This window comes from Variovorax sp. V118, from assembly GCF_041154445.1.
GTDB classification, from domain to species: domain Bacteria; phylum Pseudomonadota; class Gammaproteobacteria; order Burkholderiales; family Burkholderiaceae_C; genus Variovorax; species Variovorax boronicumulans.
Genome location: NZ_AP028663.1, coordinates 2,643,779 through 2,663,760 on the forward strand (window position 1 = coordinate 2,643,779; position 19,982 = coordinate 2,663,760).

Annotated in this window: 19 protein-coding genes; 6 read left to right on the forward strand and 13 right to left on the reverse strand. The window is 66.8% G+C overall.

Annotation, left to right across the window (positions count from 1 at the left end):
- Positions 1 to 7: 7 nt before the first annotated feature.
- The 4 genes from ACAM52_RS12210 to ACAM52_RS12225 are packed head-to-tail and all read left to right on the forward strand — an operon-like array spanning position 8 to position 3,998.
- Positions 8 to 787, forward strand: a complete 780-nt coding sequence (locus ACAM52_RS12210; protein WP_062471537.1) for an oxepin-CoA hydrolase, alternative type — start codon at positions 8 to 10, stop codon at positions 785 to 787.
- Between the two features lie 60 nt (positions 788 to 847).
- On the forward strand, positions 848 to 1,567 hold the full coding sequence (locus ACAM52_RS12215; RefSeq protein WP_062471540.1) for a Crp/Fnr family transcriptional regulator: 720 nt from the start codon (positions 848 to 850) through the stop codon (positions 1,565 to 1,567).
- 12 nt (positions 1,568 to 1,579) lie between these two features.
- On the forward strand, positions 1,580 to 2,686 hold the full coding sequence (locus tag ACAM52_RS12220) for a phosphotransferase (protein ID WP_369647158.1): 1,107 nt from the start codon (positions 1,580 to 1,582) through the stop codon (positions 2,684 to 2,686).
- A gap of 34 nt (positions 2,687 to 2,720) precedes the next feature.
- The gene (locus tag ACAM52_RS12225; RefSeq protein WP_062471546.1) at positions 2,721 to 3,998 is read left to right on the forward strand and encodes an acyl-CoA dehydrogenase family protein; all 1,278 of its coding nucleotides are present in this window, start codon (positions 2,721 to 2,723) and stop codon (positions 3,996 to 3,998) included.
- A gap of 100 nt (positions 3,999 to 4,098) precedes the next feature.
- Here the strand turns inward: ACAM52_RS12225 and ACAM52_RS12230 are convergent, their stop codons facing one another.
- The 5 genes from ACAM52_RS12230 to ACAM52_RS12250 all read right to left on the reverse strand — a co-directional run bounded on the left by ACAM52_RS12230 (position 4,099) and on the right by ACAM52_RS12250 (position 9,603).
- Positions 4,099 to 4,593, reverse strand: coding sequence for a GNAT family N-acetyltransferase (locus tag ACAM52_RS12230; RefSeq protein ID WP_369647159.1), 495 nt, complete (start codon positions 4,591 to 4,593; stop codon positions 4,099 to 4,101).
- Positions 4,590 to 5,927, reverse strand: a complete 1,338-nt coding sequence (gene glmM, locus ACAM52_RS12235) for a phosphoglucosamine mutase (RefSeq protein WP_369647160.1) — start codon at positions 5,925 to 5,927, stop codon at positions 4,590 to 4,592. Before glmM ends, ACAM52_RS12230 begins: the two co-directional genes overlap by 4 nt.
- Positions 5,924 to 6,736: a dihydropteroate synthase gene (gene folP, locus ACAM52_RS12240; RefSeq protein ID WP_369647161.1), complete on the reverse strand. Its 813-nt coding sequence runs from the start codon at positions 6,734 to 6,736 to the stop codon at positions 5,924 to 5,926. Before folP ends, glmM begins: the two co-directional genes overlap by 4 nt.
- 115 nt (positions 6,737 to 6,851) lie before the next feature.
- A complete protein-coding gene (ftsH, locus tag ACAM52_RS12245; RefSeq protein WP_062471558.1) occupies positions 6,852 to 8,768 on the reverse strand; it encodes an ATP-dependent zinc metalloprotease FtsH in 1,917 nt (638 codons plus the stop codon).
- A gap of 166 nt (positions 8,769 to 8,934) precedes the next feature.
- Positions 8,935 to 9,603 carry an RlmE family RNA methyltransferase gene (locus ACAM52_RS12250; RefSeq protein WP_159277090.1) on the reverse strand — a complete coding sequence of 223 codons (669 nt, stop codon included), beginning with the start codon at positions 9,601 to 9,603 and terminating at the stop codon, positions 8,935 to 8,937.
- Positions 9,604 to 9,636: 33 nt separating this feature from the next.
- Here ACAM52_RS12250 and ACAM52_RS12255 point away from each other — a divergent pair, with 33 nt between their 5' ends.
- Together ACAM52_RS12255 and ACAM52_RS12260 are read left to right on the forward strand one after the other, a co-directional pair.
- Entirely contained in the window at positions 9,637 to 10,116 is a 480-nt protein-coding gene (locus ACAM52_RS12255) for a YhbY family RNA-binding protein (RefSeq protein WP_062471564.1), read from the forward strand.
- A gap of 41 nt (positions 10,117 to 10,157) precedes the next feature.
- Positions 10,158 to 10,877 (forward strand): glycosyltransferase, encoded by a 720-nt coding sequence (locus tag ACAM52_RS12260; protein ID WP_167395020.1) that lies wholly within the window; start codon positions 10,158 to 10,160, stop codon positions 10,875 to 10,877.
- A gap of 36 nt (positions 10,878 to 10,913) precedes the next feature.
- Here ACAM52_RS12260 and ACAM52_RS12265 read toward each other — a convergent pair whose 3' ends face one another.
- The 8 genes from ACAM52_RS12265 to lpxB all read right to left on the reverse strand — a co-directional run bounded on the left by ACAM52_RS12265 (position 10,914) and on the right by lpxB (position 19,979).
- Complete coding sequence (locus ACAM52_RS12265; protein ID WP_095745195.1) at positions 10,914 to 11,336, reverse strand: DUF4149 domain-containing protein; 423 nt, start codon at positions 11,334 to 11,336, stop codon at positions 10,914 to 10,916.
- Positions 11,337 to 11,341: 5 nt separating this feature from the next.
- Complete coding sequence (gene greA, locus ACAM52_RS12270; protein WP_056518766.1) at positions 11,342 to 11,818, reverse strand: transcription elongation factor GreA; 477 nt, start codon at positions 11,816 to 11,818, stop codon at positions 11,342 to 11,344.
- A 66-nt stretch (positions 11,819 to 11,884) separates the two neighbouring features.
- Positions 11,885 to 12,754: a Kdo hydroxylase family protein gene (locus ACAM52_RS12275; protein ID WP_369632695.1), complete on the reverse strand. Its 870-nt coding sequence runs from the start codon at positions 12,752 to 12,754 to the stop codon at positions 11,885 to 11,887.
- Between the two features lie 12 nt (positions 12,755 to 12,766).
- Entirely contained in the window at positions 12,767 to 16,015 is a 3,249-nt protein-coding gene (gene carB, locus ACAM52_RS12280; protein WP_062471576.1) for a carbamoyl-phosphate synthase large subunit, read from the reverse strand.
- The gene (gene carA / locus ACAM52_RS12285) at positions 16,008 to 17,192 is read right to left on the reverse strand and encodes a glutamine-hydrolyzing carbamoyl-phosphate synthase small subunit (RefSeq protein ID WP_307693729.1); all 1,185 of its coding nucleotides are present in this window, start codon (positions 17,190 to 17,192) and stop codon (positions 16,008 to 16,010) included. The genes carB and carA overlap by 8 nt, the downstream gene beginning before the upstream one ends.
- Positions 17,193 to 17,334: 142 nt before the next feature.
- On the reverse strand, positions 17,335 to 18,120 hold the full coding sequence (locus ACAM52_RS12290; protein WP_369647162.1) for a TrmH family RNA methyltransferase: 786 nt from the start codon (positions 18,118 to 18,120) through the stop codon (positions 17,335 to 17,337).
- A gap of 7 nt (positions 18,121 to 18,127) precedes the next feature.
- Complete coding sequence (gene rnhB, locus ACAM52_RS12295) at positions 18,128 to 18,859, reverse strand: ribonuclease HII (protein ID WP_369647163.1); 732 nt, start codon at positions 18,857 to 18,859, stop codon at positions 18,128 to 18,130.
- Positions 18,831 to 19,979 carry a lipid-A-disaccharide synthase gene (lpxB, locus tag ACAM52_RS12300; protein ID WP_369647164.1) on the reverse strand — a complete coding sequence of 383 codons (1,149 nt, stop codon included), beginning with the start codon at positions 19,977 to 19,979 and terminating at the stop codon, positions 18,831 to 18,833. The genes rnhB and lpxB overlap by 29 nt, the downstream gene beginning before the upstream one ends.
- Between the last annotated feature and the right edge of the window lie 3 nt (positions 19,980 to 19,982).

Genomic DNA, 19,982 nt, shown 5'->3' on the forward strand with positions numbered 1-19,982 from the left:
GCACACCATGACCGCCGAACTCAAGAGCACCAGCGAAGGCAGCACCATGGTGCTGACCATCGTCAACCCGACCCAGCGCAATGCACTGGGCCCCGAGATCTATGCCGCCGGCATCGAGGCGCTGAACGGCGCCGAGAGCAGCGACGAGATCCGCAGCGTCGTCATCGTGGGCGAAGGCGCGTGGTTCTGCGCCGGCGGCTCGCTGCAGCGGCTGCTGGCCAACCGCCAGCTCGACCGCTCGGTGCAGGCCGAGAGCATCGAGGGCCTGCACAACTGGATCGACTCGATCCGCACCTTCCCCAAGCCGGTGATCGCGGCCGTCGAGGGCGCGGCGGCCGGCGCCGGCTTCTCGCTCGCGCTGGCCTGCGACTTCGTCGTGGCCGCGCGCGACGCCGTGTTCGCGGCCTCGTACAGCAACGTGGCGCTGTCGCCCGACGGCGGTCTCAGCTGGCACCTCGGGCAGGCGCTGCCGCGCCAGCTGGCGAGCGAATGGCTGATGAACGGCGAGCGCATCGAGGCCGCGCGCCTGCATGCCTTCGGCCTCGTCAACGAGCTCACCGACAGCGGACAGGCGCTGGCCGGCGCGCTGGCCCTGGCCACCCGCCTGAACGCGCGCGCGCCGAACTCGCTGGCCAGCATCAAGGAGCTGCTGAGCGACGCGCGCGGCGCCACACTGGCGTCGCAGCTATCGCAGGAGCGCGATCATTTCGTGCGCAACCTGCACCACGCGAACGCGGGCATCGGCATCGCCGCGTTCCTCGACAAGACACCGCCACGCTACGAGTGACGCCTGACGGCGTCGCTCCCGAGACACCCCACAGCTTTTCAGTCGCCGAGAGGACAGACCATGGACGACCCCATTCTTACCATCGAAGAACGTGAAGCGATCAACAGTGGTCGCTGGTTTTCTTCCCTATCTCCATCGCTACGGCACGACATCCTCCGATGCGCCTTTGTCAAACGCTACAAGGACGGCGACCTGCTCGCCGCGCGCGGCGACCCGCCCGAGCACTGGATCGCCTGTGCCAAGGGGGCGTTGCGCGTGAGCTCGACCGCGGTGTCGGGCAAGCAGGTGACGCTGACCTACGTCGAGCCGGGCATCTGGTTCGGCGACGTGGCGATGTTCGACGGAGAGCGGCGCACGCACGACACGTACTCGCACGGCGACACCACCGTGCTGTGCGTGGCGCGCGCCGACTTCCAGAAGATCCTGGCCACGCACGTCGAGCTGTACGAAGCGCTGATGCGGCTGCAGGCGCGCCGCATCCGCACGCTGTTCGGGCTGGTGGAAGACCTCAACACCCTGCCCTTGCGTGCACGCCTGGCCAAGCAGCTCATCCACCTGGTGCGCAGCTATGGCGTGCCCAACCTGGACGACGGCAGCCAGACGCGCATCGGCCTGCAACTGGCGCAGGAAGAACTCGCGCAGCTGCTCGGCGCCTCGCGCCAGCGGGTCAACCAGGAACTCAAGACGATGGAGCGCGAGGGCACCATCCGGATCGAGCCGGCCGGACTGGTCGTGCTGGACCGCTCGGCGCTGATGCACATCTCTGAAGCAGACAACTAAAAAAGATTCGACATGAGCCAGGACTTCTCCAGTTTCATCGGCACCCGCGCGGTGTCCCAACAGCACACCTTCGACGTGGACGCGCTCGCGGCCTGGCTCGAAAAGAATCTTGAGGGCTTCCAGGGTCCGCTGACGGTCGAGATGTTCAAGGGCGGCCAGTCGAACCCGACCTACAAGCTCGTCACGCCCACGCAGAGCTACGTGATGCGCGCCAAGCCCGGCCCGGTCGCCAAGCTGCTGCCTTCGGCCCATGCGGTCGAGCGCGAATACAAGGTCATGCGCGGCCTGCAGGGCACCGACGTGCCCGTGCCGCGCATGTACTGCCTGTGCGAAGACGAGTCCATCATCGGGCGCGCCTTCTACATCATGGAGTTCATGCAGGGCCGCGTGCTGTGGGACCAGTCGCTGCCCGGCTTCAGCAACGCCGAACGCGCGGCCTACTACGACGAGATGAACCGCGTCATCGCGGCGCTGCACACGGTCGACTTCGCCGCCCGCGGCCTGGGCGACTACGGCAAGCCCGGCAACTACTTCGAGCGCCAGATCGGCCGCTGGAGCAAGCAGTACAAGGCCTCGGCCGACAGCGCCGGCGAACTGTCGCAGCCCATCGAGGCCATGGAGCGCCTGATCGACTGGCTGCCCGCCCACATGCCGGCGAGCGCACGCGACGAAAGCAAGGTCTCGATCGTGCATGGCGACTACCGCCTGGACAACGTGATGTTCCATGCCACCGAGCCGCGCATCATCGCGGTGCTCGACTGGGAACTCTCCACGCTGGGCCACCCACTGGCCGACTTCAGCTACCACTGCATGTCGTGGCACATGCCCCCCACCACCGGCCGCGGCATCGGCGGCGTGGACGTGGCGGCGCTGGGCATTCCCACCGAGAGCGAATACATCGCCCGCTATTGCGAGCGCACGCGCATCAGCACGCCCGAGGCGCTGGCGCCCGACTGGAATTTCTACCAGGCCTACAACCTGTTTCGCATGGCCGCCATCCTGCAGGGCATTGCGAAACGCGTCGAAGCCGGTACCGCATCGAGCGAGCAAGCCGTGGCGTCCGCCCGTGGCGCACGGCCGATGGCCGAGATGGCCTGGCAATTTGCCCAAAAGGCATAGCCAGCCCTCCCCCTTAACCCCACCAGGAGACAGCATGGATTTCGAATATTCGGCCAAAACCAAGGAGCTTCAGAAGCGCGTTCTCGCCTTCATGGAAGACCACATCTACCCGGCCGAAGCCGAGTACAGCGCCGAACTGGCCGCCAACACGGTCGCCGGCAAGCGCTGGAGCGCCCTGCAGACCGTCGAGAAGCTCAAGGCCAAGGCCAAGGCGCAAGGCCTGTGGAACTTGTTCCTGCCGGTCGACAGCGCCTCGGCCTCGGGCTATGAGGGTGCGGGCCTGACCAATCAGGAATACGCCCCGCTGGCCGAGATCATGGGCCGGGTGCCATGGGCCTCCGAAGCCTTCAACTGCTCGGCGCCTGACACCGGCAACATGGAAACCATCGCCCGCTACGGCTCGGAAGAGATCAAGGCGCGCTGGCTCAAGCCGCTGCTCGAAGGCCAGATCCGCTCGGCCTTCGCGATGACCGAACCCGACGTCGCCTCCAGCGACGCCACCAACATCGCCACCCGCATCGAGCGCCAGGGCGACGAGTACGTCATCAACGGCCACAAGTGGTGGATCTCCGGCGCCGCCGACCCGCGCTGCGCCGTGTTCGTCACCATGGGCAAGACCGACCCCGAGGCGCCCAAGCACTCGCAGCAGAGCATGGTCATCGTGCCGGCCGATGCCAAGGGCATCCGCATCGTGCGCCCGCTGAACGTGATGGGCTACGACGACGCGCCGCACGGCCACGTCGAGATGTACTTCGAGAACGTGCGCGTGCCCGTCGGCAACATCCTGCTGGGCGAAGGCCGCGGCTTCGAGATCGCCCAGGGCCGCCTTGGCCCCGGACGCATCCACCACTGCATGCGCCTGATCGGCCTGGCCGAGCGTGCGCTCGAGCTGATGTGCAAGCGCGCCTCGTCGCGCGTGGCCTTCGGCAAGACCGTCGCCTCGCAGACCGTCACGCAGGAACGCATCGCCGAAGCGCGCTGCAAGATCGACATGGCCCGCCTGCTCACGCTCAAGGCCGCCTGGCTGATGGACGTGGCCGGCAACAAGGTCGCGCGCACCGAGATCGCCATGATCAAGGTGGTGGCGCCCACCATGGCCTGCCAGGTCATCGACTGGGCCATGCAGGTCCACGGCGGCGGCGGCATGTGCGACGACTTCCCGCTGGCCTCGGCCTATGCGCAGGCGCGCACGCTGCGCTTTGCCGACGGTCCGGACGAAGTGCACCGCAACGCGATCGCCAAGTGGGAGCTGGGCAAGTACGCCGCCGACAAGTCGGGTGCCACCGCCGACGCGCCTGTCACGCGCTTCTGATCCCGAAAAAAAGAAAGGGCGCGTTCCCCGCGCCCTTCTCTTTTCTGTTCATGCCGCCCACGCCTTGCGCGTCGGCGGCATTTTCATTGGCCTGATGCGGTCAGAGCTTCTTCTGCAGGAAGACGGCGTGGCCGAATTCCGGGTCGAGCTGGTAGCTGACGAAACCCTCGCGCTCGTAGCTGCGCAGCGCGGGCGCATTGCCCGACAGCACCTCGAGCGTGAGCTTGCAGGCGCCGCGCCGGCGGGCTTCCTGCTCGACCTGCGCAAACATCTGCTGCGCCACGCGCTGGCCACGGTGGCTGGCGCGCACGACCACGTCGTGCACGTTGACCAGCGGCTGGCAGGCGAAGGTCGAAAAACCTTCGATGCAGTTGATGAGGCCCACGGGCGTGTCGCCGTCGAAGGCCAGCACGCTGAACGCCTGCGGACGCGCCGCCAGCGCGGCGGGCAGGCCTTCGCGCACCGACGCGGGCAACGGCGTGCCGCCGCCGGCCGGGTCGCGCGCGTAGCTGTCGAGCAGCTCGACCACCGCCGCCGCCTGCAGCGGATCGCGGTAGTCGGCCAGGCGGGTTTCGATGCGGCCCGCCGTCGTCATGCGGCGGGCTTGAGCGTGGCCGCGAGGCGCTCGGCGCAAGACTGCGACTGCTTCGGATCGCGCGCCTCGACCATCACGCGCACCAGCGGCTCGGTGCCACTCGCACGGATCAGCACGCGGCCCGCATCGCCCAGCTCGGCTTCGATGCGCTTCGTTTCGCTGGCGAGCGCCTGGTTGCTCTTCCAGTCCTGGTCGGGCGCGAGGCGCACGTTGATCAGCGTCTGCGGGAACAGCGTCACGCCTTCGAGCAGCTGCGCCACCGTCTTGCCGCTGCGCACGCAGGCCTGCAGCACCTGCAGCGCACTGACGATGCCGTCGCCCGTGGTGTGGCGGTCAAGTGCCAGCAGGTGGCCGGAGCCCTCGCCGCCGAGCAGCCAGCCGCGCTTGTCGAGTTCTTCGAGCACGTAGCGGTCGCCGACCTTGGCGCGCACGAACTCGATGTCCTGTGCGCGCAGGGCCATCTCGACGGCCTTGTTGGTCATGAGCGTGCCGACCACGCCCGCCGGCTTCTCGCCGCGCGCGATGCGCTCGGCCACCATCAGGTACAGCAGCTCGTCGCCGTTGAACAGGCGGCCGGTGGCATCGACCAGCTGCAGCCGGTCGGCGTCGCCGTCCAGCGCGATGCCGTAGTCGGCCTTCTGCGCCGTCACGGTGGCGACCAGCGCCTCGGGATGCGTGGCGCCGAAACCCTTGTTGATGTTGAGCCCATCGGGCGCGCAACCGATGCTGGTGACGTCCGCGCCCAGTTCGTGGAACACGTTGGGCGCCACCTGGTAGGCCGCGCCGTGGGCGGCATCGACCACCAGCTTCATGCCGCGCAGCGACAGGTCGTTGGCGAAGGTGCTCTTGCAGAACTCGATGTAGCGGCCGTCCGCATCGTTGAGGCGGCGGGCCTTGCCCAGGTTGGCCGAGTCGACCCAGACGGGTTCCTCTTCGAGCGCGGCCTCGACAGCCAGCTCCCAGGCGTCGTCGAGCTTGGTGCCCTGCGCGCTGAAGAACTTGATGCCGTTGTCGGGAAAGGCGTTGTGGCTGGCGCTGATCACCACGCCCAGGCTGGCGCGCTGGGCGCGCGTGAGGTAGGCCACGCCCGGCGTGGGCAGCGGGCCGAGCAGCACCACGTCGACGCCGGCGGAGTTGAAGCCCGACTCGAGCGCCGACTCGAGCATGTAGCCCGAGATGCGGGTGTCCTTGCCGATCAGCACCGTGGGACGGGCCTGGGTCTTCTTGAGGACGCGGCCGACGGCGTGTGCGAGGCGCAGCACGAAATCGGGGGTGATGGGCGATTGGCCGACCGTGCCGCGGATGCCGTCGGTGCCGAAATACTTACGGGTCATGTTGTTGCTCTTTGAAGGTGTTCTTGCGGTGCTTCCGCGCCCATAGCACGCCATACGGCGAGGGCGGCGACGGTGTCGCGCACGTCGTGCACCCGCACGACCGCCGCACCCCGGTCCACGGCCAGCACGGCGGCTGCCACGCTGGGCACGGTACGCCCGGATGCATTGTCGATGCCGGTGACGGCCCCGATGGAGGACTTGCGGGACCAACCTAGCAACAAGGGGTAACCGGTTGCCAACAATTCCCGCTGTCGACCGAGGAGCGCGAAGTTCTGCGCCACGCTCTTGCCGAAACCGACGCCCGGATCGAGCGTGATGCGCGCGGGGTCGATGCCCAGCGCCGTCAGGGGCGCCAGTTGTGCGTCCCAGAAAGCCAGCACCTCGGGAATCACGTCGCCCTGCATCGGCAGTGCCTGCATGGTCTGCGGGTCGCGGTGCATGTGCATCAGGCAGATGCCGCAGGTCGGGTGCGCCGCCACGGCCTCGCGCGCGCCGGGTTGGCGAAGGGCCCAGATGTCGTTGACGATGTCCGCGCCCAGGTCGAGCACGGCACGCATCACCTCGGGCTTGTAAGTGTCGATGGACAGCGGCACGTTCAGCTTCACCGCCTCGCGCACCACGGGCAGCACGCGCGCCAGCTCGGCGTCGAGCGGCACGGCGGGGCTGCCGGGGCGGGTCGATTCGCCGCCGATGTCGAGGATGTCGGCCCCCTCCTTCAGCAACTGCTCGCAGTGTTTCAGCGCAGTCTCGGTCGACGCATGCGCGCCGCCGTCGGAGAAGGAATCGGGCGTGACGTTGACGATGCCCATCACGCGCGGCTGCGCGAGGTCAATCCTGAAACGCGAGGTCTGCCAAACCGCACCATCTGGCTCACCATGGAAAACGGGGCCAGGGGCCCCGTTGTTGCTTGATTTCAAGCTCACCTCAAGCGGCGGTCGGCGCCGGGTCAGGATTGACGGCCGGCGTGCCACCACTGCCGCCGCTGCCCGAAGGCGGGATGCGCGGCGTCCAGTCCTTGGGCGGACGCGGTGCGCGGCCGGCCATGATGTCGTCGAGCTGTTCGCTGTCGATGGTTTCCCATTCGAGCAGCGCCTTGGCCATGGCGTGCATCTTGTCGCTGTTCTCTTCGATCAGGCGGCGCGCCAGGGCGTACTGCTCGTCGATGATGCGGCGCACCTCGCCATCGACCTTTTCCATGGTCTGTTCGCTCATGTTGGTCGTCTTGGTGACCGAGCGGCCCAGGAACACTTCGCCTTCGTTCTCGGCGTAGACCATCGGGCCCAGCGCGTCGGTCATGCCGTAGCGCGTGACCATGTCACGGGCGATGGAGGTCGCGCGCTCGAAGTCGTTGCTTGCGCCGGTGGTCATCTGGTGCATGAACACTTCTTCGGCGATGCGGCCGCCGAACAGCATGCTGATCTGGTTCAGCATGTACTCGCGGTCGTAGCTGTAGCGGTCCTGCGACGGCAGGCTCATGGTCACGCCGAGGGCGCGGCCACGCGGAATGATCGTGACCTTGTGGACCGGGTCGCACTTGGGCAGCAGCTTGCCGATGAGGGCGTGGCCGGACTCGTGGTAGGCCGTGTTGCGGCGCTCTTCCTCGGGCATGACCATGCTCTTGCGCTCGGGGCCCATGAAGATCTTGTCCTTGGCCTTCTCGAAGTCCTGCATCTCGACCACGCGCGCATTGCGGCGCGCGGCCATCAGGGCGGCTTCGTTGCACAGGTTGGCCAGGTCGGCACCCGACATGCCGGGCGTGCCGCGGGCGATGACGCTCGGGTTCACGTCCTGGCCCAGCGGGACCTTACGCATGTGGACGGCCAGGATCTGCTCGCGGCCGCGGATGTCGGGCAGCGTGACGTACACCTGACGGTCGAAACGGCCCGGGCGCAGCAGAGCAGCGTCCAGGATGTCCGGGCGGTTGGTGGCAGCCACCACGATCACGCCGAGGTTGGTTTCGAAGCCGTCCATCTCGACCAGCATCTGGTTGAGGGTCTGCTCGCGCTCGTCGTTGCCGCCGCCGAGACCGGCGCCACGCTGACGACCCACCGCATCGATTTCGTCGATGAAGATGATGCAAGGCGCGTTCTTCTTGGCGTTCTCGAACATGTCGCGCACGCGGGCCGCGCCCACGCCGACGAACATTTCAACGAAGTCGGAACCCGAGATCGAGAAGAACGGCACCTTGGCTTCGCCGGCGATCGACTTGGCCAGCAGCGTCTTGCCGGTGCCCGGAGGGCCGACCAGCAGCAGGCCGCGCGGAATGCGACCGCCGAGTTTCTGGAAGCGCTGCGGGTCTTTCAGGAAGTCGACGACTTCACGGACTTCTTCTTTTGCCTCGTCGCAGCCTGCGACGTCGGCGAAGGTCACCGTGTTGTTGTTCTCGTCCATCATGCGGGCCTTGCTCTTGCCGAAGCTGAACGCCCCGCCCTTGCCGCCGCCCTGCATCTGGCGCATGAAGTAGATCCACACGCCGATCAGCAGCAGCATCGGGCCCCAGCTGACCAGCAGGGTCATGAGGAGCGAGCCCTCTTCGCGCGGCTTGACGTCGAACTTGACGTTGTGGTCGATCAGGTCGCCCACGAGGCCGCGGTCGAGGACCGTGGCGGTCGTGCGGATCTTGCGATCGTCGTTGGTGACGGCGACGATCTCGCCGCCGCCGGCGCCTTCAGGAATGATGGCGCTCTTGATCTGGTTGTTGCGGACCTGGTCCAGGAACTCGGAATAGCTCACCGTTCCCGAGCCGACGCCACCGCGGGTGTCGAACTGCTTGAACACAGTGAACAACACCATGGCAATGACGAGCCATACGGCAACTTTGGAAAACCACTGATTGTTCAAACGAAGCTCCAGTCGAAAGCGCGTGACGGGAATATGAAATACGCGCTGAGGGTACGCAATTGCGCCCCATTTTAGGCTTTTCAAGCTGCGAAAAGCGGACATTTCCCTATAGCAGCCATAGGCTGACAAGGGTTTGCGCCCCTGGAGGGCACTCCACGGCAAGGTATCAATGCGTATCGGATGCCTTCAATCCCCTGCCGATGAGGAAGGTCTCGGCCGATTTGTCGCGCGATGCCTTGGGCTTGAGCGGCTTCACGACGCGGAAATTGGCCTTGAACATCTTGACCAATTCGTCGTACCCGCTGCCGTGGAATACCTTCGCCACCAATGCCCCTTCGGGCTTCATGTGGTGCTGGGCGAAGTCGATGGCCAGCTCGATCAGGTGCGCCACGCGGGCCGCATCGGCCGAATGGATGCCCGACAGGTTGGGTGCCATGTCGGACACCACCAGGTCGGCCTTGCGGCCGTCCAGCACCGCCAGGAGCTGCGCCAGCAGCGCGTCTTCGCGGAAGTCGCCCTGCAGGAAGGTCACGCCCTCGATGGGCTCCATCGGCAGCAGGTCGAGCGAAATGATGGTGCCGTTGAGGTCGCCGACCGCCGCCCCGCCCGGCGACATGCGCCGCCGCAGGTACTGGCTCCAGGCACCGGGGGTCGAGCCGAGGTCGACCACCAGCTGGCCGGGCTTGACCAGCCCGAGCGACTCGTCGATTTCCTTGAGCTTGTAAGCCGCGCGGGCGCGGTAGCCCTCTCTGGTCGCGAGCTTCACGTAGGGGTCGTTGATGTGGTCGTGAAGCCACGCCTTGTTGACTTTTTTGCTTTTGGCTTTGGTGCTCATGAGGGTGTTCGTGTACGCGTCGATAATACGGGGATGCCCGCCATTCAACTTACCCCTGCCGAGCGCAAGGTGCACCGCGCCGAAGCTCACCACCTGGATCCGATCGTCATGGTCGGTGGAGACGGGCTCACCCCTGCCGTGAAAAAGGAGGCCGACGCGGCCCTGAAGGCCCATGGCCTGATCAAGGTGCGCGTCTTCTCCGACGACCGCCTCGCCCGCGACGCCATGCTCCAGGAGCTCGCCGACGAGCTCGACGCCGCCCCGATCCAGCACATCGGCAAGCTGCTCGTGCTGTGGCGCCCGAAGCCCGAAAAAGAGCGTGTCATCGACGAAGACCGCATGCCCGGCCCGCGCGACGTGAAGATCGTCAAGTACAGCAAGCGCGGCGGCCAACGCCCTGAAATCAAGACCCTGCGCGTGCTCGGCAACCAGCGCCTGACCCCTGGCGGCACCATCAAGCGCGCCAAGGCCAAGCGCCCGCTGTCGGCCAAGAAACGCAACCAGGCGGACTGAACTTGGTGGCAGCGCAAGGCGCCCAGCGCCATATCCTCTGCATGAAGTGGGGCACCAAGTACGGCCCCGAGTACGTCAACCGGCTCTACGCCATGGTGCGCCGCCACCTCAGCGGCGACTTCAAGTTCGTCTGCCTGACCGACGACGGCAACGGCATTCGCCCCGAAGTGACGTGCCTGCCCATTCCGCCGCTCAACCTCCAGCTGGCCCCGGGCCAGCGCGACGGCGCCTGGAAGAAGCTCACGACTTTCGAGCAGGACCTGCACGGCCTGCGCGGCACCGCCCTCTTCCTGGACGTCGACGTGGTGATCGTCGGCAGCCTGGACGCCTTCTTCGAGCAGCCCGGCGAATTCCTGATCATTCACGACTACGCCCGCCCCTGGCGGCGCGAGCGGATCACGGGCAATTCATCGGTCTATCGCTTCGAGCTGGGCGCCCATGCCGACGTGCTGGCGTACTTTCGCGCCAACATGGACAAGGTGCAGGCCGAGTACCGCAACGAGCAGGCCTACCTGTCGGACGTGCTGCACAAGCAAGGCAAGCTGGCCTACTGGCCCGCGGCCTGGTGCCCGAGCTTCAAGTACCACGGCATCCCGACCTGGCCGACCAACTACTGGGAAGAGCCCTTCGTGCCCGAAGGCGCCCGTGTGATGGTATTCCACGGCGAGTGCAACCCGCCCGACGCGCTGGCGGGACGGCGCAACCGCGCCTTCCGCTACATCCGGCCGGCGAGCTGGGTCGCCAAGCACTGGAAAGAGTAAAGCCGGAGGGAGGCGGCGATGCGCCGCCGCCCCGGTTCAGCGTGGCGCCCGAGCGGCGGCGCCCATGCGCCACAGCAACGTGCCGGCGCACGCCCACTGAACAAAGTACATGCCCGTGCCCACGGCATGCCACAGCTTGAGGTTGTCACGCGCCACGATGCGCGGCGCCACGGCGTACTGCTGCAACAGCGCCAGCAGCAACGCCGCCAGCACCAGGAAAATCGCCGTCAACACCGGCCCGGTCATGCCGTCGTCGGCCTTCTGGCGGAAATGGATCAGCAGGATCAGCCCGCAGCCGATGGCGATCCAGCTTTGCGCCTCGAACAGCTGGGCCGCGAAATTGCCCGCCACCGCCGGGTTGCCAAGCCGGGCGAACAGCATCGGCACCACCAGGAAACCGATGGTGCTGAGGCTGCCCCACCAGAGGGCCGCCAGCATCAGCGCGACGCGGTCTTTCATCCGACTCAGAGGTAGCGGACCGCCACGATCTCGTAGCGCTTGAGGCCGCCCGGCGCCTGCACTTCGGCCGTGTCGCCCTCTTCCTTGCCGATCAGCGCGCGTGCGATCGGGCTGGAGATGTTGATCAGGCCGAGCTTCAGGTCGGCTTCGTCTTCGCCCACGATCTGGTACTTGACGGCATCGCCCGACTCTTCTTCTTCGAGTTCGACGGTCGAACCGAACACCACCTTGCCGCCGGCATCGAGCTCGCTCGGGTCGATGATCTGCGCGGCCGAAAGCTTGCCTTCGACTTCCTGGATGCGGCCCTCGATGAAGCCCTGGCGGTCCTTGGCGACTTCGTACTCGGCGTTTTCGCTCAGGTCGCCCTGGGCGCGTGCCTCGGAAATGGCGTTGATGACCCAGGGACGGTCGACCGTCTTGAGCTGATGCAGTTCGGCGCGCAGTTTTTCAGCGCCGCGCTTGGTGATCGGAATGGTGGCCATGTTGTTGGTTCTCCATAAAGCGAAACCGCCGAACGCTGCCGTTCGGCGGTCGATTGAGGGAATTGATCAGACGAGTGTGCGTCCGGTCAGCCGGCTCAGGATGGCGAGCGGGCTCGATTCGGGATTGTATTGCTTCGATGCGGCCAGATGAAGGGTCTGCTCGAGCATGTACTGGCCTGCCATCACGGCGTGCGAGGTCTGGTCCGAGAAGCACACCCACACCGAACCCGGCGGGAATTTCGCCGTTTCCTGCGGCGAGTTTTCCTGGTACGCCATGTCCGACTTCATGCCGTCGTGCAGCTGCAGCATCAGGTGGTCGTACTCGCTGCGGAACGACTTGGTGACGTGCAGCGCCTGCAACAGCTTGGCCTGCCAGCGCGCATAGGGCTTGGCCCGCGGCAGGAAGCGTTTGGCGATGTCCTCGAAAGGCTCGCCCACGCGCCACACGCGCGATGCGCCGTCAGGATTGACGTTGGTGAACACGCGCAGGATGCGCTCGCCGTAGTTGGGGCGCGACGGGAATGCATCGACGTGCAGGCGCCGGTCGTCGGCGCGCCACGACTGCACGCGCGTCTCGACCTGGGCCGGCCGGTAGCTGGTCGGCGCCAGGCGCAGGGCCGGCGTGTAATGCGGCAGCAAGCCATGAATGAGCTGCTGCGCCTGCGTGCGAAAACGCTTCACCATCGCCGCCGCGGCGCGCTGCACCGCCTCGTCGCCTACGGCGCCCTTGAGCTTGCCGTGGGCATCGAGGCTGATGTTGCGCACGTCGGGCGACAGCAGGCTGGGCGTCAGCAGGCTGCGCTCTTCAGGCAGCAGCTCGAAGCCCAGCCGCGGGAAGTACAGCACCTTGCCGGCTTCCAGTTCCGCGATCCACGCCTCGTTGGGCGTGGCCGCGTTCCAGTCCGCGAGGTCCAGTTCGACCAGCTGCGTTTCCATGGCGGTGCCCGGTCAGGCCGCGGCCAGCTGCGCGTGCATCTCCTGCACCGAGATCACGCCCAGCTCGTCCATGAAGCCCATGCCTTCGACCGCGGCTTCGGCGCCGAAGATCGTGGTGAAGGTGGTCACGCGCGCCAGCAGCGCCGAGGTGCGGATCTGGCGCGAGTCGGTGATCGCGTTGCGGCGCTCTTCCACCGTGTTGATGACCAAGGCAATCTCGTTGTTCTTGATCATGTCCACGATGTGCGGGCGGCCTTCGGTCACCTTGTTGACCGTCTCGCAGGCGATGCCGGCAGCGCTGATGGCCGCGGCGGTGCCCTTGGTGGCGACCAGCTCGAAGCCCAGCTTGGCCAGGCCGCGCGCCACTTCGACGGCGCGTGCCTTGTCGTTGTTCTTCACCGAGATGAAGGCCTTGCCCGACTTGGGCAGCAGCGTGCCCGCGCCCAGCTGCGACTTCACGAAGGCTTCGCCGAAGGTCTTGCCCACGCCCATCACTTCGCCGGTCGACTTCATCTCGGGGCCGAGGATGGTGTCCACGCCCGGGAACTTGACGAACGGGAACACGGCTTCCTTCACGCTGAAGTACGGCGGCGTCACTTCCTTGGTCACGCCCTGCGACGCGAGCGACTGGCCGGCCATGCAGCGTGCGGCCACCTTGGCCAGCTGGATGCCCGTGGCCTTGCTCACGTAAGGCACGGTGCGCGACGCACGCGGGTTCACTTCGAGCACGTAGATGACGTCCTTGCCGTCCTTCTGCTGGATGGCGAACTGCACGTTCATCAGGCCGACCACGTTCAGCGCAGCGGCCATGGCAGCGCTCTGGCGCTTCAGCTCGGCCACCGTGTCGGCGTTCAGGCTGTAGGGCGGCAGCGAGCAGGCGGAGTCGCCCGAGTGCACGCCGGCCTGTTCGATGTGCTCCATCACGCCGCCGATCAGCGTGCCGCCTTCGGCGTCGCGGATGCAGTCGACGTCGCACTCGACGGCGTCGTTCAGGAAGCGGTCGAGCAGCACCGGCGAGTCATTGCTGACCTTCACGGCCTCGCGCATGTAGCGCTCGAGGTCGCGCTGCTCGTGCACGATTTCCATCGCGCGGCCGCCGAGCACGTAGCTCGGGCGCACCACCAGCGGGTAGCCCAGGGCCGCAGCCTTTTCGAGCGCTTCGGGTTCGGTGCGCGCGGTGGCGTTCGGCGGCTGGCGCAGGCCCAGCTCGTGCAGCAGCTTCTGGAAGCGCTCACGGTCTTCGGCCGCATCGATCATGTCGGGCGAGGTGCCGATGATCGGCACGCCGTTGGCTTCGAGGTCGAGCGCGAGCTTCAACGGCGTCTGGCCGCCGTACTGCACGATCACGCCGAGCGGCTTTTCCTTGTCGACGATCTCGAGCACGTCTTCGAGCGTGAGCGGCTCGAAGTACAGGCGGTCCGAGGTGTCGTAGTCGGTCGACACGGTCTCGGGATTGCAGTTGACCATGATGGTCTCGTAGCCGTCTTCGCGCATGGCGAGCGCGGCGTGCACGCAGCAGTAGTCGAACTCGATGCCTTGGCCGATGCGGTTGGGACCGCCGCCGAGCACCATGATCTTCTTCTTGTCGGTCGGGTCGGCCTCGCACTCATCCTCGTAGGTCGAGTACATGTAGGCCGTGTTGGTCGCGAACTCGGCCGCGCAGGTGTCCACCCGCTTGTAGACCGGGCGCACGCCCAGGGCGCGGCGCTTCTCGCGAATGGCTGTGTCGGTGGTCTTGAGTTGCTTGGCCAGGCGCCGGTCGGAGAAGCCCTTCTTCTTGAGCGCGAGCAGCGTGTCCTTGTCGATGTCGTCCAGCGACTTGGTTTCCAGTTCGAGTTCGATCTTCACGATCTCTTCGATCTGCACCAGGAACCACGGGTCGATCTTGGTCAGCGCGAACACTTCGTCCACGCTCAGGCCCATGGCGAAGGCATCGCCCACGTACCAGATGCGCTCGGGACCGGGCTCGCCCAGTTCCTTCTCGAGCACTTCGCGGTCCTGCGTCTTCTCGTTCAGGCCGTCGACGCCCACTTCGAGGCCGCGCAGGGCCTTCTGGAACGACTCCTGGAAAGTGCGGCCCATGGCCATCACCTCGCCCACCGACTTCATCTGCGTCGTGAGGCGCGAGTCGGCCTGCGGGAACTTCTCGAAGGCGAAACGCGGAATCTTGGTGACCACGTAGTCGATCGACGGCTCGAACGACGCGGGCGTGGCGCCGCCGGTGATTTCGTTGCGCAGCTCGTCGAGCGTGTAGCCCACAGCCAGCTTGGCGGCGACCTTGGCGATCGGGAAGCCCGTGGCCTTGGAGGCCAGCGCCGAGGAACGCGACACGCGCGGGTTCATCTCGATGACGACCATGCGGCCGTCCTTCGGGTTGATGGAGAACTGCACGTTCGAGCCGCCGGTGTCGACGCCGATCTCACGCAGCACGGCCAGCGAGGCGTTCCGCAGGATCTGGTATTCCTTGTCGGACAGCGTCTGCGCGGGGGCCACGGTGATCGAGTCGCCGGTGTGCACGCCCATCGGATCGAGGTTTTCGATCGAGCAGACGATGATGCAGTTGTCGGCCTTGTCGCGCACGACTTCCATCTCGTACTCTTTCCAGCCGAGCAGCGACTCTTCGATCAGCAGCTCGTTGGTCGGCGAGGCTTCGATGCCGCGCTTGCAGATGGTCTCGAACTCTTCCGGGTTGTAGGCGATGCCGCCGCCGGTGCCGCCCAGCGTGAAGCTGGGGCGGATGACGACCGGAAAGCCGACCGTCTTCTGCACGGCCCACGCCTCGTCGAGCGTGTGGGCGATGCCCGAACGCGCCGAGCCCAGGCCGATCTTGGTCATCGCGTCCTTGAACTTCAGGCGGTCCTCGGCCTTGTCGATGGCTTCGGGCGTGGCGCCGATCAGCTCGATCGGGCGGTTGGTGGCCGTGCCGGTGTACTTGTCGAGCACGCCGTTGCGCCACAGGTCGAGCGCGCAGTTCAGCGCGGTCTGGCCGCCCATGGTCGGCAGGATCGCGTCGGGGCGTTCCTTGGCGATGATTTTTTCAACCGTCTGCCATGTGATGGGCTCGATGTAGGTGACGTCGGCCGTGGCCGGGTCGGTCATGATCGTCGCGGGGTTGCTGTTGATCAGGATGACCTTGTAGCCCTCTTCGCGCAGCGCCTTGCAGGCTTGCACGCCGGAGTAGTCGAACTCGCAGGCCTGGCCGATGATGATCGGGCCGGCGCCGATGATGAGGATCGATTTGAGGTCGGTGCGCTTAGGCATTCTTGTGCTCCGTCTTGTGCTTTTCCATGAGTGCCGTGAAGCGATCGAACAGGTAGCCGATGTCGTGCGGGCCCGGCGAGGCTTCGGGGTGGCCCTGGAAGCAGAACGCGGGCTTGTCGGTGCGCGCCAAGCCCTGCAGCGTGTTGTCGAACAGGCTGATGTGGGTGGGACGCAGATTGGCCGGCAGCGACTTCTCGTCGACCGCGAAGCCGTGGTTCTGGCTGGTGATGCTCACGCGGCCGTTGTCCAGGTCCTTCACCGGGTGGTTCGCGCCATGGTGGCCGAACTTCATCTTGAAGGTCTTGGCGCCCGAAGCGAGCGCCATGATCTGGTGGCCGAGGCAAATGCCGAAGGTGGGAATGCCGGTCTCGATCAGTTCCTTGACCGCGCTGATGGCGTAGTCGCAAGGTTCCGGGTCGCCGGGGCCGTTGGCCAGGAAGATGCCATCGGGCTTGAGCTTGAGCACGTCGGCCGCGGGCGTCTGCGCCGGCACCACGGTGATGCGCGCGCCACGCTGCGCGATCATGCGCAGGATGTTCTTCTTGACGCCGTAGTCGAACGCGACCACGTGGAACTGCGGCGTGATCTGCACGCCGTAGCCCGCGCCAAGCTTCCACTCGGTCTCGGTCCATTCATAGGTCTGCTTGACCGACACCACCTTGGCCAGGTCGAGGCCAGCCATGCTCGGCGCGGCCTTGGCGGCGGCGATGGCCTTGTCGATCAGCGCCTGCGTCACGGTCTCGCCCGCGGCCAGGCCCAGGATGCAGCCGTTCTGCGCGCCGTGGGTGCGCAGGTGGCGCGTGAGCTTGCGGGTGTCGATATTCGCAATGGCCACCGTGTTGCCGGACACGAGGTACTCGGTCAGCGTGGCGGTCTTGCGGAAGTTGGACGCGACGAGGGGCAGGTCCTTGATGATCAGGCCCGCGGCATGGATCTTGTCGGCTTCGATGTCCTCGCCGTTGACACCATAGTTGCCGATGTGCGGATACGTCAGGGTGACGATCTGCTGGCAGTAGCTGGGGTCGGTGAGGATTTCCTGGTAACCGGTCATCGCGGTGTTGAACACCACTTCACCGGTCGTGGAGCCGGCGGCTCCGATCGAGTTGCCGAGAAAGACCGTGCCGTCTGCGAGCGCCAGGATGGCGGGCGGGAAACTTCCCTTGAGAGACAAAAGCACTGGGTTCTCCGGATGGTTACGGTCGCCCGGAGCCCCAGGCGCGTTGCCTGCGGACTGCTGCTTAAGGGGATTTTGGCGTTGAAGGCGGCCGGGCGACGCTGATTTGCGAGTAAGCCCCCGATTGTAGCCCGGACTGGGTGTGTTATTTGGCCTGCAGGGCTGCTCCGCTTGCGTGCAGGCAGATGGCGGCCGCCGCCGCCACGTTGAGCGACTCTTCGCCGCCCGGTTGCGCGATGCGAATGTGGTGAGCGGCCCGGGCTTCCAGCGCGGCCGAAACGCCCTGCCCTTCGTGGCCCATCAGCCAGGCACAGGGGTGCGGCAAATTGGCCTTGTGCAGCCATTCGCCCCGGTGCGAACTGGTGGCCACCAGCGGCACCCGCAGCGCGTCGAGCGCGTCGATGTCCACGCCTTCGACCAGCCGCAGGCCGAAGTGGGCCCCCATGCCGGCGCGCAGCACCTTCGGCGCCCACAGGGCGGCCGTGCCCTTGAGCGCGATCACCTGGGTGAAACCGAAAGCCGCCGCGCTGCGCAGGATGGAGCCGGCATTGCCGGCATCCTGCAGGCGGTCGAGCACCACGCTCGGGGCGTCGGGCAGGATTTCGGGTCGCGGTGGCAGGTCGAGCACGAAGCCCATCGGCGCGGGCGACTCCAGGCCGCTCACTGCGCGCAGCAGGTCGTCGGCGACCACTACCGTTTTGATAGCACTGCGCACCCATTCGGCGGGTGCCGAGGGCCAGAACGCCTCCGAAAACACCGCCACCGCCGGCCGGACGCCGCGGGCCAGCACCGCGCGGCACAGGTGATCGCCTTCGAGCCAGAGCCGGCCGAGCTTGCGATAGGCGCCCGGGTCTTGCGCGAGCTTGCGCAGGTCTTTGAGCAAGGGGTTGTCGCGCGAGCTGATGTGGCTCGGGCCGGTGTCGGTGGTCATTGCGGGCTCAGGGGGCTGCGCGCGGATCGAGGCGTGCGCTGTGGTTTTCGGCGGCGCCGATCACGTGGGCGACCGAAACCTCGCCGGCCATGACATTGACGCCTGACGTTGCAGCAGCCGTGCGCGCCAGCGCCGCCGCCACCGGGCTGAACGACCGGCGGTGATGCACGCAGGCTCCGTGGCGCTGGAGCGCCTCGAGGTGCTCGCGCGTGCCGTAGCCCTTGTGGCCGGCAAAGCCGTAGTGGGGAAATTCGTCGTGCAGTTGCGTGCAAAGCCGGTCGCGGTGCACCTTGGCAAGGATGGACGCGGCCGAGATCGCCTTGACCCGCGCGTCGCCCTTGACGATGGCCTCGGCCAGCACGTCGAGCCGGGGCAGCCGGTTGCCGTCCACCAGCACCTTGACCGGCTTGAGGCGCAGGCCTTCGACCGCGCGGCGCATCGCGAGCATGGTGGCCTGCAGGATGTTGAGGCCGTCGATCTCCTCGACCGAGGCCTGGGCGATCGAGCAGCACAGCGCCTTGGCCAGGATCTGGTCGTGCAGGCGTTCGCGCTGCAGGGCCGTGAGCGTCTTGGAGTCGGCCAGGCCGCGGATCGGGCGCAGGTCGTCGAGGATCACGGCCGCGGCCACGACGGGGCCGGCCAGCGGTCCGCGCCCTGCCTCGTCGACGCCCGCCATCAGGCCGGGCGCGTCCCACACCAGTGGGGCCTGCTCAGCCTTCAAGAACTTTCTGGATCGCATCGGCGCACAGTGTGGGCGTGTCGCGCTGCAATTGCACATGCAGCGCTGAAAATCTTTGTTGCAGCGCCTGCGTCTTCGCGGGCACGTCGAGCCACTCGAGCGTGGCGTTGGCCAGGGCCTCGGGCGAGGCGGCTTCCTGCAGCAGCTCAGGCACCACGAACTCGCGGCACAGGATGTTCGGCAGCCCGACCCAGGGCTGCAGCTGCTTGCGCTGCATGAGGCGCCACGAGAGCCCGTTCATGTTGTACGCGATGACCATCGGCCGCTTGAACAGCGCCGCCTCGAGCGTGGCCGTGCCGCTGGCGATCAGCGTGACGTCGCAGGCGGCGAGCGCGGCATGCGACTGGCCGTCGAGCAGTTTCACCCGCCCTGCCATGCCGGCGGCCTGCAGCAGGCTTTCGACCTCGGTGCACAACCCCGGCAGGATCGGCGCGATGAACTGCAGCTTCGGCTTGGCCTTCTGCATCAGCGCCGCGGCCGCGAAGAAGCGGGCCGCGAGGTAGCGGATCTCGGAGCGGCGGCTGCCGGGCAGCAGCGCGACGACCTGCGCCTCGGGGTCCAGCCCCAGCGCAGCGCGGGCGGCGGCGCGGTCGGGCGTCATCGGGATCACGTTGGCAATCGGATGGCCCACATAGCTCGCGGCCACGCCCTGCTTTTCGAGCAGTTCGGGCTCGAACGGGAAGATGCACAGCACGTGGTCGGCGGCGGCGCGGATCTTGTCGATGCGGTCGGCGCGCCAGGCCCAGATCGAGGGACAGACGAAATGAACCGTCTTGATGCCCTCGCTGCGCAGGCCGGCTTCGAGGTCGAGATTGAAATCGGGCGCGTCGACACCGATGAACAGCTCGGGGCGCTCGCGCAGCAGTCGGGCCTTGAGCTGGCGGCGGATACCGGCGATCTCGGCGTAGTGCCGAAGCACCTCGATGTAGCCGCGCACGGCCAGCTTTTCCTGCGGCCACCAGCTCTGGAAGCCGTGGGCCAGCATGCGTGGGCCGCCGATGCCCACGGCCTGCAGGGCAGGCCAGCGGGCCTCGAGGCCATCGAGCAGCAAGCCCGCGAGCAGATCGCCGGACGCTTCGCCCGCGACCAGCGCGAAGCGGCGCTGTTCGTTCGTGCTCATCGC

Excerpts from the sequence above, each read along its gene's own strand:
- ACAM52_RS12210 (WP_062471537.1), top strand. The coding sequence starts at position 8 with ATGACCGCCGAACTCAAGAGCACCAGCGAAGGCAGCACCATGGTGCTG.
- ACAM52_RS12215 (WP_062471540.1), top strand. The coding sequence starts at position 848 with ATGGACGACCCCATTCTTACCATCGAAGAACGTGAAGCGATCAACAGT.
- ACAM52_RS12220 (WP_369647158.1), top strand. The coding sequence starts at position 1,580 with ATGAGCCAGGACTTCTCCAGTTTCATCGGCACCCGCGCGGTGTCCCAA.
- ACAM52_RS12225 (WP_062471546.1), top strand. The coding sequence starts at position 2,721 with ATGGATTTCGAATATTCGGCCAAAACCAAGGAGCTTCAGAAGCGCGTT.
- ACAM52_RS12230 (WP_369647159.1), bottom strand. The coding sequence starts at position 4,593 with ATGACGACGGCGGGCCGCATCGAAACCCGCCTGGCCGACTACCGCGAT.
- glmM (WP_369647160.1), bottom strand. The coding sequence starts at position 5,927 with ATGACCCGTAAGTATTTCGGCACCGACGGCATCCGCGGCACGGTCGGC.
- folP (WP_369647161.1), bottom strand. The coding sequence starts at position 6,736 with ATGGGCATCGTCAACGTCACGCCCGATTCCTTCTCCGACGGCGGCGCG.
- ACAM52_RS12250 (WP_159277090.1), bottom strand. The coding sequence starts at position 9,603 with ATGAGCACCAAAGCCAAAAGCAAAAAAGTCAACAAGGCGTGGCTTCAC.
- ACAM52_RS12255 (WP_062471564.1), top strand. The coding sequence starts at position 9,637 with ATGCCCGCCATTCAACTTACCCCTGCCGAGCGCAAGGTGCACCGCGCC.
- ACAM52_RS12260 (WP_167395020.1), top strand. The coding sequence starts at position 10,158 with ATGAAGTGGGGCACCAAGTACGGCCCCGAGTACGTCAACCGGCTCTAC.
- ACAM52_RS12265 (WP_095745195.1), bottom strand. The coding sequence starts at position 11,336 with ATGAAAGACCGCGTCGCGCTGATGCTGGCGGCCCTCTGGTGGGGCAGC.
- greA (WP_056518766.1), bottom strand. The coding sequence starts at position 11,818 with ATGGCCACCATTCCGATCACCAAGCGCGGCGCTGAAAAACTGCGCGCC.
- ACAM52_RS12275 (WP_369632695.1), bottom strand. The coding sequence starts at position 12,754 with ATGGAAACGCAGCTGGTCGAACTGGACCTCGCGGACTGGAACGCGGCC.
- carB (WP_062471576.1), bottom strand. The coding sequence starts at position 16,015 with ATGCCTAAGCGCACCGACCTCAAATCGATCCTCATCATCGGCGCCGGC.
- ACAM52_RS12290 (WP_369647162.1), bottom strand. The coding sequence starts at position 18,120 with ATGACCACCGACACCGGCCCGAGCCACATCAGCTCGCGCGACAACCCC.
- rnhB (WP_369647163.1), bottom strand. The coding sequence starts at position 18,859 with ATGCGATCCAGAAAGTTCTTGAAGGCTGAGCAGGCCCCACTGGTGTGG.
- lpxB (WP_369647164.1), bottom strand. The coding sequence starts at position 19,979 with ATGAGCACGAACGAACAGCGCCGCTTCGCGCTGGTCGCGGGCGAAGCG.